The sequence below is a fragment of the Bradyrhizobium prioriisuperbiae genome (genome assembly GCF_032397745.1).
Classification (GTDB): Bacteria; Pseudomonadota; Alphaproteobacteria; order Rhizobiales; family Xanthobacteraceae; genus Bradyrhizobium_A; species Bradyrhizobium_A prioriisuperbiae.
Map to the genome: position 1 here is coordinate 1299687 of NZ_CP135921.1, position 21608 is coordinate 1321294.

17 protein-coding genes are annotated in these 21608 nt (G+C 61.3%); 7 read left to right on the top strand and 10 right to left on the bottom strand.

Features of this window, described 5'->3' with window-relative positions:
- Window positions 1-24 precede the first annotated feature (24 nt).
- Entirely contained in the window at window positions 25-870 is an 846-nt protein-coding gene (locus RS897_RS06110) for a VOC family protein (RefSeq protein WP_315835693.1), read from the bottom strand.
- Window positions 871-1122: 252 nt separating this feature from the next.
- Here RS897_RS06110 and RS897_RS06115 point away from each other — a divergent pair, with 252 nt between their 5' ends.
- On the top strand, window positions 1123-2574 hold the full coding sequence (locus RS897_RS06115) for an FAD/NAD(P)-binding protein (RefSeq protein ID WP_315835694.1): 1452 nt from the start codon (window positions 1123-1125) through the stop codon (window positions 2572-2574).
- A 23-nt stretch (window positions 2575-2597) separates the two neighbouring features.
- Here the strand turns inward: RS897_RS06115 and rfbD are convergent, their stop codons facing one another.
- Together rfbD and rfbC are read right to left on the bottom strand one after the other, a co-directional pair.
- Window positions 2598-3533 carry a dTDP-4-dehydrorhamnose reductase gene (gene rfbD / locus RS897_RS06120; RefSeq protein ID WP_315835695.1) on the bottom strand — a complete coding sequence of 312 codons (936 nt, stop codon included), beginning with the start codon at window positions 3531-3533 and terminating at the stop codon, window positions 2598-2600.
- Window positions 3533-4087 carry a dTDP-4-dehydrorhamnose 3,5-epimerase gene (gene rfbC, locus RS897_RS06125; protein ID WP_315835696.1) on the bottom strand — a complete coding sequence of 185 codons (555 nt, stop codon included), beginning with the start codon at window positions 4085-4087 and terminating at the stop codon, window positions 3533-3535. Before rfbC ends, rfbD begins: the two co-directional genes overlap by 1 nt.
- A gap of 107 nt (window positions 4088-4194) precedes the next feature.
- On the opposite strand from rfbC, the gene rfbA reads away from it, so the two are divergent.
- Both rfbA and rfbB read left to right on the top strand, forming a co-directional pair.
- Window positions 4195-5124, top strand: coding sequence for a glucose-1-phosphate thymidylyltransferase RfbA (rfbA, locus tag RS897_RS06130; RefSeq protein WP_315835697.1), 930 nt, complete (start codon window positions 4195-4197; stop codon window positions 5122-5124).
- Window positions 5094-6179: a dTDP-glucose 4,6-dehydratase gene (gene rfbB, locus RS897_RS06135; protein ID WP_315835698.1), complete on the top strand. Its 1086-nt coding sequence runs from the start codon at window positions 5094-5096 to the stop codon at window positions 6177-6179. The genes rfbA and rfbB overlap by 31 nt, the downstream gene beginning before the upstream one ends.
- Before the next feature lie 50 nt (window positions 6180-6229).
- On the opposite strand, the gene RS897_RS06140 is transcribed toward rfbB, so the two are convergent.
- The 4 genes from RS897_RS06140 to RS897_RS06155 form a co-directional block, all read right to left on the bottom strand.
- Complete coding sequence (locus RS897_RS06140; RefSeq protein ID WP_315835699.1) at window positions 6230-6856, bottom strand: hypothetical protein; 627 nt, start codon at window positions 6854-6856, stop codon at window positions 6230-6232.
- Between the two features lie 30 nt (window positions 6857-6886).
- Window positions 6887-8020 (bottom strand): polysaccharide pyruvyl transferase family protein, encoded by a 1134-nt coding sequence (locus RS897_RS06145; RefSeq protein ID WP_315835700.1) that lies wholly within the window; start codon window positions 8018-8020, stop codon window positions 6887-6889.
- 124 nt (window positions 8021-8144) lie between these two features.
- Window positions 8145-12122 carry a glycoside hydrolase family 99-like domain-containing protein gene (locus tag RS897_RS06150; RefSeq protein ID WP_315835701.1) on the bottom strand — a complete coding sequence of 1326 codons (3978 nt, stop codon included), beginning with the start codon at window positions 12120-12122 and terminating at the stop codon, window positions 8145-8147.
- 96 nt (window positions 12123-12218) lie between these two features.
- Window positions 12219-13952 (bottom strand): glycoside hydrolase family 99-like domain-containing protein, encoded by a 1734-nt coding sequence (locus RS897_RS06155; RefSeq protein WP_315835702.1) that lies wholly within the window; start codon window positions 13950-13952, stop codon window positions 12219-12221.
- A gap of 473 nt (window positions 13953-14425) precedes the next feature.
- On the opposite strand from RS897_RS06155, the gene RS897_RS06160 reads away from it, so the two are divergent.
- The 3 genes from RS897_RS06160 to RS897_RS06170 are packed head-to-tail and all read left to right on the top strand — an operon-like array spanning window position 14426 to window position 16703.
- Complete coding sequence (locus RS897_RS06160) at window positions 14426-15049, top strand: class I SAM-dependent methyltransferase (RefSeq protein WP_315835703.1); 624 nt, start codon at window positions 14426-14428, stop codon at window positions 15047-15049.
- Window positions 15046-15882, top strand: coding sequence for a SapC family protein (locus RS897_RS06165; RefSeq protein ID WP_315835704.1), 837 nt, complete (start codon window positions 15046-15048; stop codon window positions 15880-15882). Before RS897_RS06160 ends, RS897_RS06165 begins: the two co-directional genes overlap by 4 nt.
- Window positions 15883-15920: 38 nt before the next feature.
- On the top strand, window positions 15921-16703 hold the full coding sequence (locus tag RS897_RS06170; RefSeq protein ID WP_315835705.1) for a SapC family protein: 783 nt from the start codon (window positions 15921-15923) through the stop codon (window positions 16701-16703).
- Window positions 16704-16757: 54 nt separating this feature from the next.
- Here RS897_RS06170 and RS897_RS06175 read toward each other — a convergent pair whose 3' ends face one another.
- From RS897_RS06175 to RS897_RS06185, 3 genes are all read right to left on the bottom strand, one after another.
- A complete protein-coding gene (locus RS897_RS06175; protein WP_315835706.1) occupies window positions 16758-18089 on the bottom strand; it encodes an HlyD family type I secretion periplasmic adaptor subunit in 1332 nt (443 codons plus the stop codon).
- A gap of 3 nt (window positions 18090-18092) precedes the next feature.
- Entirely contained in the window at window positions 18093-19784 is a 1692-nt protein-coding gene (locus RS897_RS06180; RefSeq protein WP_315835707.1) for a type I secretion system permease/ATPase, read from the bottom strand.
- Window positions 19785-19981: 197 nt separating this feature from the next.
- Window positions 19982-21121 (bottom strand): calcium-binding protein, encoded by a 1140-nt coding sequence (locus RS897_RS06185; protein ID WP_315835708.1) that lies wholly within the window; start codon window positions 21119-21121, stop codon window positions 19982-19984.
- Between the two features lie 63 nt (window positions 21122-21184).
- On the opposite strand from RS897_RS06185, the gene RS897_RS06190 reads away from it, so the two are divergent.
- Window positions 21185-21337, top strand: a complete 153-nt coding sequence (locus RS897_RS06190) for a hypothetical protein (protein WP_315835709.1) — start codon at window positions 21185-21187, stop codon at window positions 21335-21337.
- Window positions 21338-21608 lie beyond the last annotated feature (271 nt).

Sequence of the window (21608 nt, forward strand, 5' to 3'; positions counted from 1 at the left end):
TATCAAAGCTTCGGATAACGGCGCTCACTGCGCCACAAAACTCAGGATCGCGCCGTTGGCGGCCGCCGCCGGCACGCTCACCGCATCACCATGTCCAACCGCGCCGCCGATCGCATGCGCCTTGGCGAGATCGTCGGTGGCGATGACGATCGCCACCGCACCATTCGCTACTGCGCCCTTGCGCACCACCTCAGGATAGCGCTTCGCAAAAACAGCAGCATCATAGAACAGAAAGTCCGCACGCGTGCCGCCGGACGCGACGCGATATCCATCCGCGGTTTCGGCCACCGGTCGATCGATCAGCCGCGACAATTGCGCCGCGGCGTCCTTCGGCGTGGCCGACAACACCTCGACCTGCACCAGGCGCTTGGCACCGTTGGCATGGCTCCTGAGTTCGGGAATCCACACCGCTTCCGGTGTCAAATGCTGGCAGGCGAAGATGCGCAGACCACCAGGAGCCTCGTCGACCGGCCAACGAAAGATATTGAACTTGGCTTCGCTCTTGCCACCGTTCGGCAGATCGACCGGACGGCCGAAGTGAACCGGACCATCGGCGGCGATGCCGCGCGCTTTGACCTCGGCCACGCCGGCGGCGGCATCATCGGTGGTGAACGCCGTGCGCTCGATGCCTTCATGCTCCCGGAGGAATTTGACCGTCGCCTGGTTGTGCGGGGTCTCGTTCAGAATGCCCAGCAGCTCGAGATAATCGTCGGAGAACACGATGGTGTAGTTGCCGGAGCCGAGATGCGCGGAATGGGTGCCGCGCGGCGAAATGGTGAAGCCCAGCCGCTTCCAGGCTGCTCCGGCCGCATCCAGATCGCGAACGGCGACGACAGCATGATCGAGACCGATGAGATGTTTGAGTGGCATTCTTTTTCCTTCCGAGTCTCTGACTTTATAATGTTCGCAATCTTCGCACCCTTCGGGCCAGCATGAATATAGCCATGCCTGCGTCGCGACCCAGCCGGACTTTGGTTATTTTTCCTCCTCCCGACAAGATATTGCGACAGGATAAGTTTGTTGTTCTACTGACGCGCATATCGTTGGCACGTTCTTTCGCCGGGATGGCGAAGGACGGCCCGGCCAATTGAGTGGCCGACAACGGGATGATAGATCGACCCTATGGATGCAACTTCTGCGCGACGACATGATGCCGCGGTCGCACGCGATCTCGATTGCCTCGGCCTGCCCCCGGAGAACTGGCCCGCGGTCGTGACCGGCCCCGACGGACAGCCGGTGCTTGACGTACTTGTGGTGGGCGCGGGGATGAACGGCATCGCCGCCACCGCGAGCCTGATCTTCAAAGGTGTGCGCAACACCGCTCTGATCGATCGGTCCGAGCCCGGGCGGGAGGGGCCGTGGCTGACCTATGCCCGGATGGGCACGCTGCGTTCGCCGAAGACGCTGCCGGGACCCGCACTCAATATCCCCTCGCTGACCTATCGCGCCTGGCACGAAGCCCGGTCCGGGACGGAGGATTGGACCACGCTTTACAAGATTCCGAACGAGCTGTGGGCCGCCTACCTGAGCTGGTTGCAGACCGTTCTGGTGCTGCCGGTCCGCCATCGCGTCCAGCTTGTCGGACTTGAGCCGGCTGGCCACCTGCTGCGCGCCACGCTGCGCGAAGGGGATCACGAACGCTCAGTCTTCGCGCGTCGAGCTGTACTTGCCACCGGGCGGGGTGGCGCTGGCGGCGACGACTGGCCGCCACTGGTCGATCGTGCCCTGGCGCCGCAGTTCGCCGCCCACACCAACGACCCGATCGATTTCGCGCGGTTGCGCGGCAAATCCATCGCTATCCTGGGCGGCGGATCCTCTGGCTGGGACAATGCGGCCACCGCCCTCGAACAAGGCGCCGCTCGCGTCGACATGTATGTGCGCCGCCGTGTCCTGCCGCAGGTCAACAAGGGACGCGGCTCGGCGTTTCCCGGATTCCTGCACGGATGGTCGGCGTTGCCGGATGCGGAACGCTGGCGGCTGATGGTCTATCTCAACGACGTGCAGGCGCCCGTTCCCCATGAGACAGTGCACCGAACGCTGGCGCAGCCCAACTTTCACATCCATCTGGGATGCCCGGTGCAAGCGGTTCATGGCGACGACCAAGGCGTCACCGTGGTGCTTGCCAATGATCCGCAGCCGCACCGGCATGATTTCCTGATCGTCGCCACCGGCTTTCGTGTCGACGCGCGGGCCGTTCCCCAACTCGCGGCGTTTTCAGACGATATCGCCACCTGGGGCGATCGTTATGCGCCACCACTCGAATTGCAGCGCGGCGATCTCGCGCGCCATCCATATCTGGGGCCCGGTTTCGAACTGACCGAGCGCGAGCCGGGACGCAATCCCACACTGACGCAGATCCATCTGGTCAATCACGGCGCCACGCTGAGCCACACTGCAATTGCCAGCGACATCCCCGGAGTCAATATCGCGGCCGAGCGGGTCTCAGTCGCGATCAGCGCGTCGCTGTTTCGCGAGGACATCGATGTGATGCGTCGCAGGGTCGAGGACTTCGACGAACCCGAACTGGCGGGGACGCCGTTCTTCGTCCCCACCCCCGCGCGCGACCGAAGCTGAGCGCGGGCGCCTACCTGATCTCGTCAGGACGCCAGTGGTGTTTTCAGATCACGCGAAGCGGCCACAAGCTCAGGAGCGAGATCGTCGAGTTCGACGGCGAGCGCCTGCTGCCATGTCGGCATCGTCACGCCAAACACGTGATTGAGCCTGTCGTGATCGAGCCGGCTGTTGGCCGGCCGCGCCGCCTTGGTTGGAAAATCCGCCGTGCAAATCGGAAGGACCTGCTCCGCCACGACATCGACACCGCGCTGCTGCAAGCCCGTGACAATGGCGGAGGCAAAGCCGTGCCAGCTCGTCGTGCCCGATGCCGAGACATTGACCGCGCCGCCGTTGCGCTCGAACGGTTTGCCGCCCCCGGACAATTCTTCGCGCAAGATCTTCACCACCGCCTCCGAGATGATCTGCGCCGACGTCGGCGCACCGAACTGATCGGCGACGATCTTCAACTCCTTTCGCTCGCGCGCGAGACGCGCGATGGTGCGCAGGAAGTTTCGTCCCTGGGATGCATAAACCCATGACGTGCGGACGATCAGGTGTCGCCCCCCGGCCTCGCCAAGCGCTCGCTCGCCGGCGAGCTTGCTCGCGCCATAGACCGACAGCGGCGATGGCCTGTCCGTTTCGCGCCAGGGCACGTCGCCCGACCCATCGAACAGATAGTCGGTGGAAAAATGGATTATCGGCACATCGTGTCGAGCGCCCCAGCTCGCCATCGCGGCGGGTGCATCCGCGTTGACGCGAAACGCCAGATCGCGTTCGTCCTCTGCGAGATCAACCGCGGTGTAGGCCGCCGGATTGACGATCAGGTCGGGCCGCAGCTGATCGAGCACAGCCGAGATCGTATCAGGTTGAGAGAGATCGAGCTGACTGCGATCGGCCGCCACAACCGATCCGAGACCGGAAAGCAGAACTTGCAGCGCACCACCGACCTGGCCGGACACACCGGTTAAAAGGATGCGCATCAGATCTCACCATATTTCGGCAATGTTGCGATATCGGCCAGCCGCCGCCCGGTGGAATCGCGCGCCGACAATGTCGGTGCATCGACGCCCCATTTGATGGCGAGATCAGGATCGTTCCACAGGACGACGGTTTCATCTTCCGGACTGTAGAATTCATCGCATTTGTAGAAAAAGTCCGCGGTCTCCGACAACACAACGAAGCCGTGCGCGAAGCCGCGCGGAACCCAGAACTGCCGGCGATTGTCGTCAGTGAGTACGACGGAGACATGACGCCCAAATGTTGGGCTGCCGATGCGCACATCGACGGCAATATCGAGCACTTTGCCGCGCAACACCGTGACGAGCTTGCCTTGCGACTTCGGATTCTGCAGATGCAATCCGCGCAACACACCGAATGCGGAACGCGACAGATTATCCTGCACGAACGGATGTCGGATTCCTGCCGCAGCATAACGCTCTCTTTGGAACGTCTCGAGGAAAAATCCTCGCTGATCGCCGAACATTTTCGGCTCGATGATCAGCACCTCTGGAATTTCAGTCGGAATGATTTGCATGCTTGCTCCGCACTCGCTTCATTGGTCGAACTTTAACAAACCTCTTTAGCTCCCTTGCACTCACCATCCGGTATGAGAAATCTGTAAAAATATTCGCAGGGGTGATCATGAAGGGTATCATACTCGCCGGAGGCACGGGAACACGCCTCTATCCGATCACGACGGTTGTATCGAAGCAATTGCTTCCAGTTTTCGATAAACCGATGATCTATTATCCGCTCGCGACACTGATGTTCGCCGGCATCCGCGAAATCCTCATCATCTCCACGCCGCAGGACCAGCCGCTGTTCGAACGTCTGCTCGGCGACGGCTCCGACTACGGACTGGACCTGTCCTACGCCACCCAGGATAAGCCGCGCGGACTTGCGGACGCCTTCATTGTCGGACGTGATTTCGTCGGCAATGACGATGTCGCGCTGATCCTTGGCGACAATATTTTCCATGGCAGCGGCCTGCCGGACCTGCTGTCGCGCGCGGCGATGCGCAGCGGCGAAGCGACTGTGTTCGGCTATGTGGTCAACACGCCGCAGCAGTACGGCGTGGTCGAGCTCGACGGCCGCGGCCGCGCCATCTCGATCGAAGAGAAACCGCTAGCTCCCAAATCGAACGTCGCGGTCACCGGACTTTATTTCTACGACAACGATGTGCTGGACATCGCGGCTTCGCTGAAGCCATCGGCGCGCGGCGAGATCGAGATCACGGACATCAATCGCACTTATCTGGAGCGCGGCGACCTGTACGTCGAAGTACTGGGCCGCGGCTTTGCCTGGCTCGACACCGGCACGCATGAGACCCTGGTCGAAGCGAGCCACTTCGTGCAGATTCTCGAACAGCGGCAAGGCATGCGTATCGCCTGTCTCGAGGAGATTGCATTGCGGCTGCGTTATATTACTATCGATCAATTCTACAAGCTGGCGCAACGCGCCTCCAAGAGCAGCTACGGACAGTACCTGCTGTCCGTCCATCGTTCGTTTGCCGCAGAACCGAAGGTCAGGGGCTCGCAGTCATGGGTTTCGACGGCTCAACTGTTTTCGTAACCGGCGGGGCCGGCTTCATCGGCTCCGCACTCGTCAGGCACCTGCTCGACAAATCAGGCATCTTTGTCGTCAACATCGACAAGCTGACCTACGCGTCGAACCTCGACTCGATCCCTCAGGCGAATGGCCATCCGCGCTACGCCTTCGCAAAGCTCGACATCTGCAATAGCGCCGGGCTCAGGGCGCTGTTCGAACGTTACAAACCCGCCGCGGTGATGAACCTCGCCGCGGAAAGCCATGTCGATCGTTCGATCGACGGGCCGGGCGAGTTCATCCAGACCAACATCGTCGGCACCTTCACCCTGCTGCAGGAGGCGCTGCGCCACTGGCGAACACTGGCGCCGGCCGAGCGCGACGCATTCCGCTTTCTCCACATCTCGACCGACGAGGTCTACGGATCGCTCGGGCCCGACGGCCTGTTCACCGAGACCACCGCCTATGCGCCGAACTCGCCTTACTCCGCCAGCAAGGCGTCGTCGGATCATCTGGTTCGCGCCTGGCACGAGACCTATGGCCTGCCGACACTGGTGACCAACTGCTCCAACAATTATGGTCCCTATCACTTTCCGGAAAAGCTGATTCCGCACGTCATCATCAAGGCGCTCGCGGGCGAACCGCTGCCGGTTTATGGCGATGGCAAGAACGTCCGCGACTGGCTCTATGTCGAGGACCATGCCAAGGCGCTGCGGCTGGTGCTGACCCATGGCAAAATCGGCGAGACCTACAATATCGGCGGGCGCAACGAGCGGCAAAACCTTCATGTGGTGCAGACCATCTGCGACCTGCTGGATCGGCTGCGGCCCTCGCTGCACGGACCTCGGAGGAAACTGATCACATTCGTGTCGGATCGCCCCGGGCATGACCGCCGTTATGCCATCGATGCCAGCAAACTGGAACATGATCTCGGCTGGCGCGCCGAGGAGACGTTCGAGACCGGGCTGCTGAAAACCGTCGGATGGTATCTGGACCACGAACCGTGGTGGCGAGCGATCCTGGAGCGCGGTTATCAGACCACGCGGATCGGACTGGTCCAGTCCGGCACCGCAGCGGGGTAAGAGCCGCTTCCGGCAGATGCTCAATAGCGCTCGCGCCCAACGCGAGCGCGTTATCCGCCGATCCGGTTTCCGAATGACGACACGGCGCTCCGATGTTTGACCAAGTTGAACAGCGGACCGTCGGTCGCCTCGAACACCACCTCGACATCATCGAGCACCAGCGGCGCCATGGCCACCGCCGCGCCGAGGTCGACAATAAAACCATGGGCGCCGTCGCCAACGCCGGCTTCGAACAGATCCTGGCGGAATCCATCCGCAGCGACCTTGGTCAAGATCTTGCCCTTGTGCCTGACGATCACTGAAACCCGCTCTGTCGGACGGCCGGTATGCCACGCCCATCCGCCGATGGCGGAGCCGGCGACGAAATCGAGTACCCCTTCCAGACGAGTCGCATCATCAGAGACCGGCAACATGATGTCCGCCCCGATAACACGTACACCCATTTGCGCGACATCGAGCTGTGTCCCATAAGGAACGCTCAATTCGAATCCGTAGCCGGTTTGCTTGCGCGCGCCGCGCCGGGCGTCCGATCGAACCGTCGTCGCCGGCGCCGATGCCACCTGCCGTTCGCCGACATAAAGCTCCACGACGTAGCGCCGGTCCGGTTTCTGCTGATCGAACACCCAGCCGATGATCTTTTCGCGATTGACCCGTTCAACACATCCAAGCACTGCCATGGCATATCCCGATCGATTTTTGTGACGACGTCAGCTCGCGTACAGGATCCGGCGATCCGCCTCTCTGTAGTTGCCGGCGACAAGCAATGCGTTCCTCGCCATGTAGTCCAGGAAGCCGTCATAATACCCGGAGAATTTTTTCACGAATTCCTGCAATTGCGCGCGCGAGTACAGTGCGGCGATATCGATATCCCGATCACAGGGAATGTCCTGCCAGCGGACGATCGGCACCCCCATGATGTCGGCCATTTCCACCGTTCGCGAATCATGAACGATCAAGGCGGCGGGCGTTCCGGCAATCAGCGCTGCCACGGTTCCGTGGATTCGGGTGCCAAAACAGAAGGATCGTTGCTTCATGTAATCGATCCAGTCCTGGTAGAGCGTGAAGACGCGGCCATGACGAATCAGAAAGTCTTCGACTTGGCCCGCCGCCGCGCCATACACCGCCATCACGGCTTGCTCCGCCTTCTCGGGAAGGGCTTCGCCAGTCCTGTGCTGCATGATGTAGTGGATGTCCGCAATCTCGGATTGCAGCACGAGATCGATGTTGCGGCTGATGGCCTGTCGATACAGGAATGTCTGGAAGGAATCGGTCTTCGAGAAGCCGTGCCGCGTGGCATGCATGCAGCAGGCGTCGAACCCGACGTCATTGAGAAGCGACGGACTGGGGCCGTCGCGCCCAATCAGCATCAGCGAAGGGCAGCCGGTCGGATGAACGTTGGTGATGCCATAGCGTTCGAGAACCTCACAGCTGAAGGTGCCACGCGCCGAAATGCTGACGGAGCGGTCCTGCACCAGACGGAGCAGCCGCAGCGTCCCTTCGGTGACGTTGGGGATTTCTTCGGAATTCGAGGCTTGAGCGCCCACACCGATCAGGAAAACCGGCAGCTTGGTCTTTTCCAGGCGATCCGCGAGCCAGCCGAAATCGTCGAAATGATTGACCCAGTTCGCCGCGGCCAGGACGATCGCGTCATGCCCCTCGATCTCTTCCGGCGACAGGGCGAACGAGCCCCATTTGGCGCCATGAAGCACCCGCAGGAGCGACTGGGTAAACATCATGTTGCCGGTGTTTTGTCCAAGGCTGAGCATGGTCTGCTCGACCGTTGCAGCCTCGCCATGCTGGTTCACCTGGCGCACACCGACCACAAGAGCGTTGCGAAACATTCAAGTCACTCCGAGCATCGTGGGCCTATCATGGAGCCCGAAGCGCAATACGGCATCGCGCTCCATCTTGTGTTGGAACATCATCGTGTCGGAAAGCCGGCGTCCCTGTTTCCGGATCATGTCTCTAACTCGCTTTGAGCGATAGTTGCCCAGCCTCTTGCTCAGTCCGGTTAACCAATGTGGTGAATAGGCTCTTATAAGTTTCCGCTAAACGCAGCATGCTGAAGCGACTGGACGCTTCGATCGCATTCGTGCGCATGCGTTCATAGCGGGTCGGATCCTTCAGCAATCCTGCAACTGCCTCGGCCACGGCATAAACAAGATCGATACGGCTCGCCTCATGCGGCACGAGAATGCCGGCACGTTTCCCGGCATCGTCTCCGAGGATGGTCGGAATTTCGCCAATATCGGTCGCGACGACGGGCTTGCCCGCCTGAAAACATTCGACCAGAAACAACGGGAAGGTTTCCCCACTGAATGTGCTGGGAAAAACGCCGAGGTCGAAGCAGCCGAAGTAGCGCGACGGGCTGTCGACATGACCGAGGAAGATGACCCAGTCGAGGGAACCATAGGCCTGGCGCAGCTCCGCCGCACTCGGCCCGTCCCCGATCAGCACCAACCAGACCGGCTGGTTCCCAAGGGCGCGGACCAGTTGGAGAGCTTCGATCGCGACGCGCCAACCCTTCTCCGGGATCGCGCGCGAGCACAGGAAGGTCACGAAGCCGTTCTCGGGAATGTCATACTCGTGCCGGAACTCGGCACGATCGATCAATCCGCTCCGTATTGCTGGAACCGCATTGAAGCTGCGCGCGAACCTGTCCTCCGGAATGCCCGCTTTGCCGAGCAGGACGGTATTCTTTTTCGCCAGATAGAGCCACGTGTCGACTGTCCGGCGCAGATAGTCGGAGAAATGCTCCGTCATCAGGTCCGGAACAGTCTCGTAACCGCCATGCAGCGAGCCGACGTAGGGAATCTGAACCTCGACATGCTTGCAGTACAGCGAAAACTCGACACTCACATTGTGGGAATTGAAAACCTGGATTCCGAAGCTGCTGAGAAAGCCGCCGAAGTCGTCGCTGACGTCGGGCCAGAACACGATGGGAATGTCGGAGCGCAGACGCCGGCGCACACTCTTGCGGGAATCGGCAAGTTCATCCTCCACAATCAGATAAGTCACATGCAGGCCAAGCTGCTTGAGCGCGTTTGCAAGCTCAAGCGGCAGGATCTCGCCGCCCCCGACCTCGAAACTGTGGGCGGCGATGCAGACCCGCAGCGGTGGCTCGGCATCCCTGGCCGGCGCGAGCCGCGCCAAAAGATCACCACCCTGCCGATCGGGGAAATGGGCGAGTAATGTGTCGACATGCGCCCTGACCGCGGCATCGCCGACCCGATATTCGGATGACAGATCTTCCAGAACCATCCGATGCTCTTCGAGATGGCGATCGGTGAAGAACGCGCTTCGCGACGTGCCGGACCGGCTCAAGCGGAAATAGGAATTGGCCTCCGGCTCATACGCCAGGCAACCGCCGCGCAGCAGCAACGCGTAGAAATACCAATCGCCCGCGAAGCGGTATTGCTGCAGACGTTCATATTCCAGCGCGGTGAGATGCGGTTTGCGGAACACGAAGCCGGATGCGTTCGGTACCACGTTTCTGACAACGAAATCCCGCCGGAACGCCTGATAGGCCGGCACCACGCAGGCACGGTCCCAGGAGAAATTCAGAAGGTTGTCGAAGTAATTATCGAGATCGGACAGGATCGCACCGCTGTCATCGACACAACGGATGTGGCCGAACGCGCCGGCGACATCGCGACGCGCCAGGTAGGGCGCAAGCTTCGCGAGAAACTCCGGATGAGCGGAGTCATCCGTCTCCGCGATCCAGATCAAATCATTGCGCGCGAGCTCCAGGCCCTTGACCCACTGCCGGAACACGCACCCGGAATTCTCCTCGTTGAGGACGATCCGATAGGGGATGTCCGACTCGCGAAGGATCGACTCCGCCAGGGCGACGCTGCCGTCGGATGAGCAATCGTCCAGGAAGACAATCTCGTCGGGCTTGTGGGTCTGCGCCAGCACGGACCCGATGCGTTCCCTCAGGAAACGCTCATGGTTGAAGTTCGGCAAAATCACGGAAACGGCGAGGGATTGCACTTGTTCGCGACGGACTGCGGCAACCGGCGGCCGCGCAACGCGGGTGGCCTGGGTCAGCGCGCGCGCCGTGGCGTTGAGATTGGCCGCGCCATAATGAACGTCGGGCTCGAGGTAGGCGCCTTCAGCCCATTCGTTCCAGGCGTTCACAGCGACAATCGGCCGGCCGAACACGGGTTTTGCGATCGCCCGTTCCAGCAGTGTCTGGAGCCATTGCTGGTACTTCTTCGGTGACGTGTTCTCAAGCGACAGGCCGCGATTGGGGCGCCGGGAGTCATTGTCCCAGCTCGGCACCACGGTCTTGATCAGCGGAAACGGTTTCTCGGCCTCGTTCAGCGAGGCCTCACAGAATTCGTCATAGTCAATGACACGCCCGGTGAAGTCGGAACTGTAGGCGTCAGGCGTCGGCCGGCCCGGCAGGTTGTCCGAGAGCTTGTGTGGCGGAAACTCCATCGCACCGTCCAGCCCGAACGGTTCCGGATCCTGCGCACCGAAGGTCTGGGCCATGAAGATCAGGGGATCGACGCCATGACGGCTTGACAGCAGCCTGCGCCAGCGCGCGATGGTCACCTTCGGCTCGGGAATGTGGCTGGGATTATAGATGATGAACAGCGGCCGCCCTTGCAGGCGAACGTAGCGGCGATCGTTGAAATAGCGCGCCAGATTATTCACCAGCGCCTCTTCGTCTTCCTCCTTGTAATCCTGCCGCAGCAGCACGGAGGTATCGGCCCCGTCCCAGGTCCGAGTCCAGTTTTCGTTGGCCCAGATCAGGAGGAACGGCATGTCGACATCGGACGCCAGCAGCGCGTCGAGCGGCCGCTCCAATACCCGTTTGGTGTTGAACCAGTAATAGTAGTAGGCGAATGCGTTGATGCCGGCCGATCGCCCCAGGGTCACCTGCCGCTTGAGCGCGTCGGACTCCATCAGGTCGTAGAAGCCGAGGTCGCGTGGAATGCGCGGCTGATAGTGCCCCGGATACCGCGGCAGCCCGCGCGGCATCTGCCGCCATTCGGTGAAACCCTTGCCCCAAAACTTGTCGTTCTCCGCAATCGGATGGAATTGGGGAAGGTAGAACGCCATCAGCAACGGCTCTTGCCCGCCAGAATGGCTTCTGTCCTGGTCCAGCAGACTGGCATCGAACTCTTCGAACTCCGGGCCACGCGAGGTGAAATGCGAGTGATCCTGCAGCAGTCTGCTGATCGTTCCCCGCGATTTCGGCAGCTTCGATTTGGCATCTTGCGGCGGCAGCTCGTTCGCGACCTGCAGCGGATTGACGGCATTTACCAGCGCGCGAAATTCAGGCAGCTCCTCGTCCAGCGCTTCATCGAATTTCATCATGAAGCCGTACTGGCCGGTGCCCTTGCCGTATTTCGCGAGATCCGGGCGCGGTTCGGCGGCTCTCACCCGTCCGATGACGCGATCGCCGAGCACGGCTTCGACCAGAACGGCCTGATCTGGCGCTTTCGGCGCCCATGCCCAACCGGTGGCGCCCCAGCGCGTGAGATTGTCGACATGCCCTTCCACTTCGGGGATCGGCGTCAGTGGAGGAGACCGAACAACGACTGGGGCGGGTGGCACGACAACCGGAGCCGGCGGCAACTCCGTGACGCCTTTGAGATCGTGGGTTTCGCCCAAACCGATGCCACGAAACTGCGGAGGTTCGTCACCATCCAGCTGATGATCGAACTTCAGGGTAAAGCCGTAGAGCCCGGTGCCCTTGCCGTATTTCAAGAGATCGGGCCGTGGCTGCTCCGCCCGTGTCCGGCCGATCATCCGTCCATGGCGAAAAGCTTCGACTTCCACCACGGCCTGGGGGGCCTCGGGCAGCCAGGCCCAACCCGATGCGCCCTGGCGCGTCAGCGTGTCGACGAATCCTTCCAGACGTAGCGGGCCCTTGCGCTTCGGTTCGGTCGCAACGTTCGAATCATCGGTTTGGTCGACGGCCTCAGTCATCATTCCACTCGCACACTCGTGGTCGTTCGCCGATCAAAAGCAACCCCGGTGACCACCGCAACGCCGGCTGCTGGCACGCTTGATGATGTCGATGTCTCACGGCACGGTTTCCTTCGGGCGCGCCCCGTCACGCCCGAGCCTTGGCTGCGCGATCCCGTCCGTCGTCCGGCCCGAAACCGCGCGTCCCGTCGCGTTGAGATAAGCCGAGCCGAAATGTACGTCGGGCTCGAGATAAGCGCCCTCGCCCCATTCGTTCCAGGCGTTGATGCAGACGACCGGCTCGCCGAAAAATGGCTGGTGCTGCGCTCTTTCCACCAAGGCCGCGAGCCACGCCTCGTAAGCCGCAGGCGTCGAGCCGTGGATCACCAATCCCTTGCCCTGCCGCCGGGCATCATTATCCCAGCTCGCCACCGCGGTCTTGATCAGCGGAAACGGCGGCGGCTTTTCACCAAGGGAGCAGCGAACCACGTCGTCATACCGATAGACTTCGCCCGCGAACGTATCGTCGAGACACTGAACCTGTGAATTGACTTCGCGCAGCTGTGTCGTGAGCTTGTGCGGGGGAAATTCGACGGCTCCGTCCAACCCAAATGGACGCGGGTCGGCATCTTCGAAACTCTGCCCCATGATAATGACAGGATTCTCGCCGTGCCGGTCCCGAAACATCGTACGCCAACCTGCGATGATCCGTGCGGCATCGGGGATCAGTCCCGGCCGATAGATCATCAGAAGCGGCCGCCCTTTCAGGCGGAGATAACGCGCGTCAGCAAAGTGCCGTGCGAAGTCCGCGACCAGCGGACCGTCATCCTCAGGACGGTAATCCTGGGAAATCAGCACTTCGTCGTCACGGCCGTCCCAGCGGCGCGTCCAGTTTTCGTTCGCCCACATCAGGCAGAACGGCATGTCGATATCGCCCCGATCCAGGAACTGGTCGAGCGGCTTCTCCATCAGCCGCCGGCCATTGAATGCATAGTAATAAAACACGAAGCCATGAATGGCCGCGGCCTTCGCCATCGCCACCTGCCGCTGCATGATGTCGATGTGGTCCAGCGAGTAAAATCCGAGGTCGCGCGGTATGCGCGGCTGGTAATGATCCATGAAGCGCGGCACGCCGCGCACGACATTGGTCCATTCGGTAAAGCCCGTGCCCCACCATGTGTCATTCTCCGGAAACGCATGGAATTGCGTCAGGTAATTGACGAGAATTTTCGCCTGCGGCCTGGTGCTCGCTGCCAGCGGCCGCGGCTCCTCAAATGCCGGACCGGGTTTTGTGAACCGCTTGATCTGCGAAGGAATCGTCGCCTCATTCTCCGGAGGATGGGGGAACACACCGCTCTCGTGGCGATGCGCAAGGTAATGCAGCAGCGGATTGTGGGTTGTCTCGCCGCGCAGATAGCGCTGGATATAGAACTTGGCATCGAACACGCGGGACGGATTGCGTCCCTCGCGAAAGCCGTACCGATTGAAATGTTCGAACGGATCAGCCCCGGCTTCGGCGATGTCGCGATAGGTTTCCAGATAGTAGGCAGCATCGAACTCGGGGATCGGACTGAACGGCCCGAACCGACGCCGGAGATAATGCGCCAGCGCATTATCGCTGACGGCAACACCATAAGCCTGGCGATACCAGGCTGGATCGAACAGCGGGCCCGGCCGGTATCCATCGCGCTCACCGGAACGTGCGTAATGCAGCAGTGGCTGCTGCCCGGATGAACGCACCTCCGGGTATGTCCTCAGATACCAGGCCGGATCGAACAGCGGGTTCGGGCGCCGTCCCTCCAGATAACCGTGCAGATAAAAATGCAGGAACGGATCACGGCCGAAAGACACGATATCCGGATAAGCGTTTTTATAAAATTCTTCGTCAAATAACCCGATCGAACGGAGATGTTTGGAAAGCAATTGCAGGTCTGCTCGCACGGCATCGATCGATGGCGCATCGCCTCGCGTTGCGCCTGTCCGGGGCACACGGAAGGGGGGCTTAACTGCTCCGCGGTTTTCGTCCGTGTCCGAGCGCCGCGTTGAGTCTGATGGGAGTTTTGACATGAACAGCCGTTCGACACCGCATTCAGATACAAAACCTTCAGATCATGTTTGGCTGTGAACGATGACAGTTCCAATAGCTATTACGCAACTGCACATCGCTGCATCAGGTTGCGGGTGACAAACCGTTAACGCGCCGCAGTCCAACTTGAGTCGCATTCTTTCGAATTTGTCAGCGTTTAAAACGCCAGTCTGTGGGTAAGAATGATTCCATGATCACATCGCAAAACGACACTCGGGAACTTCCGCGCTCATCGCACATGACAAGGGCCAAACGTGTGCTTAACGCGGGCTCCGGCCCGAAATCCACCCGCCGGCTGAGCGGCCTGTTCGATGCCGCTGGCTGGCAGGAAATCCGCTTCGACGTCGATCCGATGGTCCAGCCGGACGTCGTCGGATCGATGACGAACCTGCGCACGCATTTCGAGGTGCGCAGCTTCGATGCGGTGTGGTCGTCGCACAGCCTGGAGCACCTTCACAGCCACGAAATTCCGCTCGCCCTCACCGAGTTCCAGCGTATTCTGAGGCCCGACGGCTATGCGCTCATCACTTGTCCGGATCTGGAGACAGTGATGTCCCTGTTTCTGGAGCATGGATCGGATCACGTGGTCTATCGGTCCGCCGTGGGACCGATCACGCCCCTCGACATGATGTTCGGCCATTCGCCGTCGATCGCCTCCGGCAATGTCCATATGGCGCATAACTCCGGCCTGACGTCCGCCCGGCTCGGGGACCTGCTGTTGCGGGCCGGCTTCACCGAAGCCATCACAAAACGGCAGGGCTTCGACCTGTGGGCGCTGGCGCTGATGGAAAACGCAGATCGCAACGCCATCATGCGCCGGCTACAGGCCGTCGGGCTCGACTTCTCGGAAGATTCTGCATGACGACGTCACAATCGGTCGTGCTGTCGGGCGACGAGAGAACGACGACCGCGTTGTGCGAACGACCGCTCGCACTTGAGAAGGATGTGCTTCGCCGGCGTATCTATGCACCCCTGGCCTACGCGCCGGTCCGTAACGCGGCCGTTGTTCCGGCAGTCCACTCCGAGTGCCTCTCCCTCGCCTCCTGGTTTCCGCTGGTCTGGCGACGCCAGGGATCTGCCCTGGAATTCGTCGCCATCCGTGCCCTGCTGAACGACCAGCGCGCGCAACCGCCCGCCGCCCGCACGCTGCTCCCGATGATCCTTCATGGCTATCCCTTTGTGTTCGATCCAGACCTGCCGACCGGATTGCAGTCCCGCAAGATGCTGGACGACGTTTTTGCCGACGCGCCGACCGATGTCGGCGCGACCATCACGACCGTCAATCACCGGTTGTCACGCGCCACCATGAGCCGGTTCCAGACGCTGGACCGGTTTGCCCATGACATGACGGTGACGGCCGCCGTCACCGAAGCGCTTGGTGCGCTGAATGCGTTCGAGCCATGGGCCTTGAAATTCAACATCGACGGTCACACGGTGGAGATTCCAGACCTTCTGGTGATCCGCCCGGCGCTGTTCGATGGCGGTACGCTTGCCCCGCTGCTGCAACAGTTGGGAATTCCGTGCGCACAGATGCTCAGTCTGCATCGCATCTCGCTGTTCCGGGCCGGCATCCTGCTGGTGATGGCGAAAGCTTTCCTCAAAGCGACCCGCGATCAGGCGCCAGTCCCTGGGAGGACCGCCGATATGGAGCCGCCGCCCGCCCCCAACGTTCATTTGCAGCCGGCGTCAGCATGAACCAGCTTGTTCCCCTGCGCGAAGTTGCACACCTTCGCGTGAGTCCGCCTGCGGACGACCGCTGGATCGAGAACCTTAGCTGGGTCCCGGTCAGCGCCAGCGAGATCCATCTGGCATGCCGCTACTATCCCGTCGCGGTCCGGTTCGAAGCCAACCGGCCCCGGCTCGGATTGATCGTCGATCGGCGTTATACCGTGCATGCCCTTCTGACTGCTGATGGCAAGTGGCGCGGTGCCTATCGGCCGATCGCGCTGCGCTGCTTTCCCTTTCAAGCGCCAAGTGTCGGTGACGATCCTCTCTCCGATATCGTTATCGACCCGGCCTCCACCTATCTGTCGGAAACAGCGGGCACTCCGCTGACCGAGGCGGACGGGCAGCCCGGCCAGTTGCTGATCGAAATGCACCGATTGTTCGGTCTCCTGCAGCAAGGGCAGGACGCATTCGCCGATACGCTGGATCATTTTCTGATCGGTGACCTGCTGGTCCCGCTCTCCGCAGAGGATAGCAGCGGCGAAAACGAAACGCCTCCACTCCATGTCCTTGACCCGGCGCGATTTTCACATGCCGAGCAGTCGGCGCTGGCCGCCATGGCGCGCCGCAGTTTCGCCAGTGTGGATACCGCCGTCGCCTGTCTGTTCTCGCTGCAGAACATGCGCGCGGATCACCGCCCGAAAGACAGCGGACGATGGCACCGCCATGCGCCAGCCGCCGCGATCGCCCCCGACATGCTCGCGATCGACGATCTGTCGCTGGCGCTCGATGACAGCGAACTGATCTCGCTCGCAGACATCGGAGCGATGCCGGCGCCGGCCGGTGCTTAGAGCGTTTTCCAGCGAAGTGGATACCGGTTCGCGCAAAGAAAACGCGTCAAGAATCTAGCGCTCACGCATCGATTTCGCCAGCCGATTTCGCAGCGGCGCCGCCAGATAGGATAGCACCGTGCGTTCCTGCGTCCGGATGATCGTGTCGACCGTCATGCCGGCGATCATACGATCGCGAATATCTTCTGGAATGGAGTTGCGATCGACGGCAACTTCCACCGCGAAATAGGACAGTGGTGGATTCGTCGACGTATCGATGATGCTGTCGCGCGAAATGCTGCGGATGACGCCTTCGAGCGGTTTCAGCTCGAACTTCATGAACTGCGGAACGCGAATTTCAGCTTTCTCTCCGGTCAGGATGCGGTCGACGTCGATCGGCTGCACTTTGGCGCGGACCACCAGTGTATCGCTCAGCGGCACGATGTCGAGAATCGGATCACCGGGCTTGACCACACCGCCAATGGTAAAGATCTTGAGTTGCTGCACGGTGCCCGCCACCGGCGCCTGGATATCGATCCGCCTCAGCGCATCCTTGGCGATAATCAGTTGCTGCCCGGCGTCGCTGATGAGCTTGCGAACGTCCGGAAGCGTATTGCCGCCCTCCTGGCGGTAGTCCTGTTTCAGCTGATCGATGCGCGCCTGCAGCTCGCCGACCTTTTCCTTAGCTTTCGTCCCGTTGATCTTGGCGCTCTCGAGCTGCCCGCGGACCTGAATCTGCTGGCGTTCCAGCGTCGTCACCCGTGGCAGGGCGACAAGCCCCTTCTCCAGCAACCCCCTGAGATTGGGAAGCTCGACATCGATTGAATCGACCTGGTCCTGGGCCGTCTTTTGATCGACGGTCGCCTGCCTGATCTCGTCTCTGGCTTGCGCGATCTGCTTTTCAAGCACCTCGATGCCGCGCAGCAAACTCTGGCGCCGGTTGTCGAATTGTCCCTGATTGTCCCGGATAGCGTTGGCGATGACCGGATCGTCCTTGAACGCGGTGACCTCCCGAGGAAAATCGATCACATCCAGCATGTCGCGCTGCGCCGTCATTCGGGCCAGCGCCGCACTGGCGATGGCCAGTTGCTGGCGAAAGCCCCTGTCGGTCGCCTCGTTGCGCGTCGGATCCAGCCGGATCAGGGTATCGCCCTGCTGCACCGTGTCGCCGTCACGGACCAGAATCTCGCGCACGATTCCGCCTTCGAGATGCTGAATCGTCTTGCGATTGGATTCGACGGCGATGACGCCATCGGCGACCACGCCGGAATCGATCCGGGCGACCGCGGACCAGCCGCCCAGCACCACGAAGGTGAAAATGATGATCCCGGCCGCAACCCGCAGCATGACACGCCAGTCGGTCGACGCGAGGGGGGCGGGCAGCAGTTCGATCCGTTCGCCGCTCATCGCCTATCCTCTCTGGTTTTCGAGGGCACCGGCAATGACCGTCAGCGCTGGCGGCGCCGTCGATCGCGGAATCCGGTTGACGATCTGGTCGCGCGGACCGAAGGCCTGGACGGTGCCGTTGTTCAGCACCAGAACATCATCGCAATAGCTCAGAATGTTGAGCTTGTGCGTGATGATGATGATACTCGCACCGCTCGCTTTCAGCTTCTGCAGCATCATCAGGAACGACTGTTCGGCCAGCGAGTCCAAATTGGAGTTCGGCTCGTCGAGTACCACAAACCGCGGATCGCCATAGACGGCCCGCGCCAGTGCGATCCGGCTACGCTGTCCGCCGGAGAGCACATGGCCGTTGATTCCGACAGCGGTGTTGTAGCCGTGCGGGAGGGACCGGATCAGATCCTGAATACCGGCGAGTTCGGACGCCGCAATGAAACGATCGGGGTCCGTCGCCGCCGCCGGATCGAAGCGGGAAATGTTCTCCGCAATGGTGCCGGGCAGCAGCTCGACATCCTGCGGCATATACCCGAGGTGCTGCCCGAGTTCGTCTTCATTCCAGTGCGACAGATCGTGGTCGCCGATCGCGATGCTGCCGCTGCGCGGCGCCCAGGCGCCGACCAACACCCGTGCAAGGCAGGATTTGCCCGCGCCACTGGGGCCGATAACCCCCAGGACACGCCCCTCGCCAAGGCTGAAGGTCACATCGTTGAGCAACGGCTTCTCACCGTTCCCGGCAAAGGCAAACACCCGCGATACCACGAGAGATCCACGCACATGGGGCAGCGAGACTTTCCCACCCTGCGTCTGGGCATCACGCAGCACATCGTCAAGCCGGCCCAGGGCCGCGAAGAAGTTCGAATAGTTTTTCCAGCCCGAAATCACCTGGTCGATCGGACCCAGCCCGCGCATCATCAGGGTCATGGCAACAAAGGTGTTGGCCAGGGTGACCTCGCCACGCAGGAACAGCAGCGTTCCGACGGTGTAGATGCCCGCCATCTGATATGCGCGCATGAATTTCGTGATGGACACGAAAATCTCCATGCGGCCGGTCGCAGCCGACTGCCAGCCCAGCATGCGCGAATGCAGGCCGTACCAGCGATCGCGCAATGGCGGCAGCATCCCAAGGACGCGCACAGCTTCCGAATTGCGCGCGACCGCTTGGCCGAACTCGTGCGATTTCATCGCCAAGCGCTGGTAACGATCCGCATCCGCCTTGGTCAGGCGGTGATTGAGCACCGCCAGGACTGCGGTCAACACGATCATCACCAGTCCGACCACGCCGAACAGCCAATTCACGATGGTCATCACGATGATGAAGAGAGGTGACCAGAATGCGTCGAAGATCGCCGTCAGCGAATTGCCGGACAGAAAATCGCGCACCTGGTTGAAATCGGCGAGCGTGGTCGACGCCCGGGTCGCCGCCCCTGCCTTGCCGGACCGGTTGGCGGTTTCGAAGATAACGCGACTGAGCCGCTCATCCATCGCGTGCCCGATCCGGACCAGGGCTTTCTTCCGAACCCATTCGAGCACGGCGTACATCGCGATCAGGAATGTCGCGATTCCCGCGAGGACGAACAGCGTGTCGACATTCCGGCTGTACATCACGCGATCGAAGATCTGCTCGACATAGATCGGCGATGCCAGATACAGCACCGGGCAGAAAAAACTGAATCCGAGCAGCGTCGCGTACGCCGGCAAGAAAGAGCGCAGCTCCGCGAGAAGAGGCGACGAGAGTTTGACGTTCAAAGGACCCTCGCAATGACCGTTGCACACGGATAGCGCCTGCCCCGGACATGCAGTTCCGGAACAGGCTGTCGCATTTGTCTTGTCGCACCTCCGGCGAGAATGCCCGGCATGGCGGCCGGTGCACCCTCGCGCGGTTTAACCAACGCCACTTAGATGTGACGGTCCGTGTCGGTGAAGACCAGATTCTCCACATGACTGACGGTAACGGTCTGTCCGTCGGTGAAGTGGATGACGGTCTGGCCGCCATGAGTATGGATCGAGTCGATGTCCGTCGATGCACGATCGTCGAACTTGACGGTGTCGCGACCGGAACCGCCATCGATGGTATCGTTGCCATCGTTGCCGACGTGGAAGACGTCGTTGCCGCCGCCGCCGATCAAGGTGTCGCCACCGGAGCCGGCATAGATAGTGTCGTTGCCGTCGCCGCCGATCACCACCTGATGGTCGCCGTTGCCGGCGTGGATCACGTCTCTTCCATCGCCGCCGATCAGCGTATCCCAGGCACCGTCACCGCCATACAGGGTGTCGTTGCCGTCACCGCCGCTCAGCAGCTGATGGTCGCCGCTTCCGGCAATCAGCGTATCCGAACCCGAGCTGCCATACAGCGAGTCCCAGGCACCCGAACCGCCGACCAACGTATCGCCGCCGCTGCCGGCGCTCAGCAACTGATGATCGCCGCTTCCGGCAACCAGCGAATCCGCTCCGGAGCCGCCGTACAACGAATCCCAGGCACCCGAGCCGCCGATCAATGTATCGCCACCGCTGCCGGCAATCAGCAACTGATGATCGCCGCTTCCACCAACCAGAGAATCCGAGCCCGCGCCGCCATACAGTGAATCCCAGGCACCCGAACCACCGATGATGGTATCGCTGCCGTCGCCGCCGTCCAGCAACTGATGACTGCCGCTTCCGGCAACCAGCGAATCCGAACCTGCACCGCCGTACAGCGAATCCCAGGTGCCCGAACCGCCTATGACGGTGTCGCTACCTGCATCGCCGGACAACAGTTGATGGCTGCCGGTGCCCGCGTGCAGCGAGTCGTCACCCGTACCGCCATAGATGCTGTCCTGGCCGGAACCGCCGATGACCGTATCATCGCCCGCACCGGTGAGCACGACGTCGTCGCCCGAATCTCTGAGCGTCACGAGATCGTCGCCGTGGCCGGTCACGACCATCACGTCGTGACTGCCGCGAACCGTGAGATTCGCGTCGCCTGAAATGTTCTCGACAATCACCTTGAGGGCAGCGTCGGTGGTGACCGTATTGGTCCCGCTGGTCAGGTTCAGCACCTCGGCTCTCGGATCGAGCGGCTGAGTGCCGTCGCTGATCTGAACCTTCACGGTCTCATCGTGATGATGGCCTCCGCCGTGATGACCACCGCCCTGGTGACCTCCGCGGCCAAAGAGATCGAACAAGCCACTGCTGGAATCGTCGTCGAAGCCACCGTGATTCAGGAGATAGTCCACGACCGCCGCGCGGGCAGCCGGATCGATGTTGGGCGTTAGCAAATGGTTGAGTTCAGTTCTGTCTAGATCATACGTCGCCATGTATCACCCCTTACATACCGCGGCCATCTATATCGCCCGTCACGATTTCAAGATCAGGTCGCGCGAGTTGAGAATAGTTTTGCAGGCTTGTTGGCTGACCTATCGCATTGCAGCGACGGCACCATGAAGACGACAGGGCCCATGAGTCAATCTGAAGAGCCGAACAACACGCGCATGCCACCGCGTTTCAAAATGTTCAGTTACGTCGCGCGTAATGAACAACGGAGGT

Excerpts from the sequence above, each read along its gene's own strand:
- RS897_RS06110 (WP_315835693.1), bottom strand. The coding sequence starts at position 870 with ATGCCACTCAAACATCTCATCGGTCTCGATCATGCTGTCGTCGCCGTT.
- RS897_RS06115 (WP_315835694.1), top strand. The coding sequence starts at position 1,123 with ATGGATGCAACTTCTGCGCGACGACATGATGCCGCGGTCGCACGCGAT.
- rfbD (WP_315835695.1), bottom strand. The coding sequence starts at position 3,533 with ATGCGCATCCTTTTAACCGGTGTGTCCGGCCAGGTCGGTGGTGCGCTG.
- rfbC (WP_315835696.1), bottom strand. The coding sequence starts at position 4,087 with ATGCAAATCATTCCGACTGAAATTCCAGAGGTGCTGATCATCGAGCCG.
- rfbA (WP_315835697.1), top strand. The coding sequence starts at position 4,195 with ATGAAGGGTATCATACTCGCCGGAGGCACGGGAACACGCCTCTATCCG.
- rfbB (WP_315835698.1), top strand. The coding sequence starts at position 5,094 with ATGGGTTTCGACGGCTCAACTGTTTTCGTAACCGGCGGGGCCGGCTTC.
- RS897_RS06140 (WP_315835699.1), bottom strand. The coding sequence starts at position 6,856 with ATGGCAGTGCTTGGATGTGTTGAACGGGTCAATCGCGAAAAGATCATC.
- RS897_RS06145 (WP_315835700.1), bottom strand. The coding sequence starts at position 8,020 with ATGTTTCGCAACGCTCTTGTGGTCGGTGTGCGCCAGGTGAACCAGCAT.
- RS897_RS06150 (WP_315835701.1), bottom strand. The coding sequence starts at position 12,122 with ATGACTGAGGCCGTCGACCAAACCGATGATTCGAACGTTGCGACCGAA.
- RS897_RS06160 (WP_315835703.1), top strand. The coding sequence starts at position 14,426 with ATGACAAGGGCCAAACGTGTGCTTAACGCGGGCTCCGGCCCGAAATCC.
- RS897_RS06165 (WP_315835704.1), top strand. The coding sequence starts at position 15,046 with ATGACGACGTCACAATCGGTCGTGCTGTCGGGCGACGAGAGAACGACG.
- RS897_RS06175 (WP_315835706.1), bottom strand. The coding sequence starts at position 18,089 with ATGAGCGGCGAACGGATCGAACTGCTGCCCGCCCCCCTCGCGTCGACC.
- RS897_RS06190 (WP_315835709.1), top strand. The coding sequence starts at position 21,185 with ATGATGGCCTCCGCCGTGATGACCACCGCCCTGGTGACCTCCGCGGCC.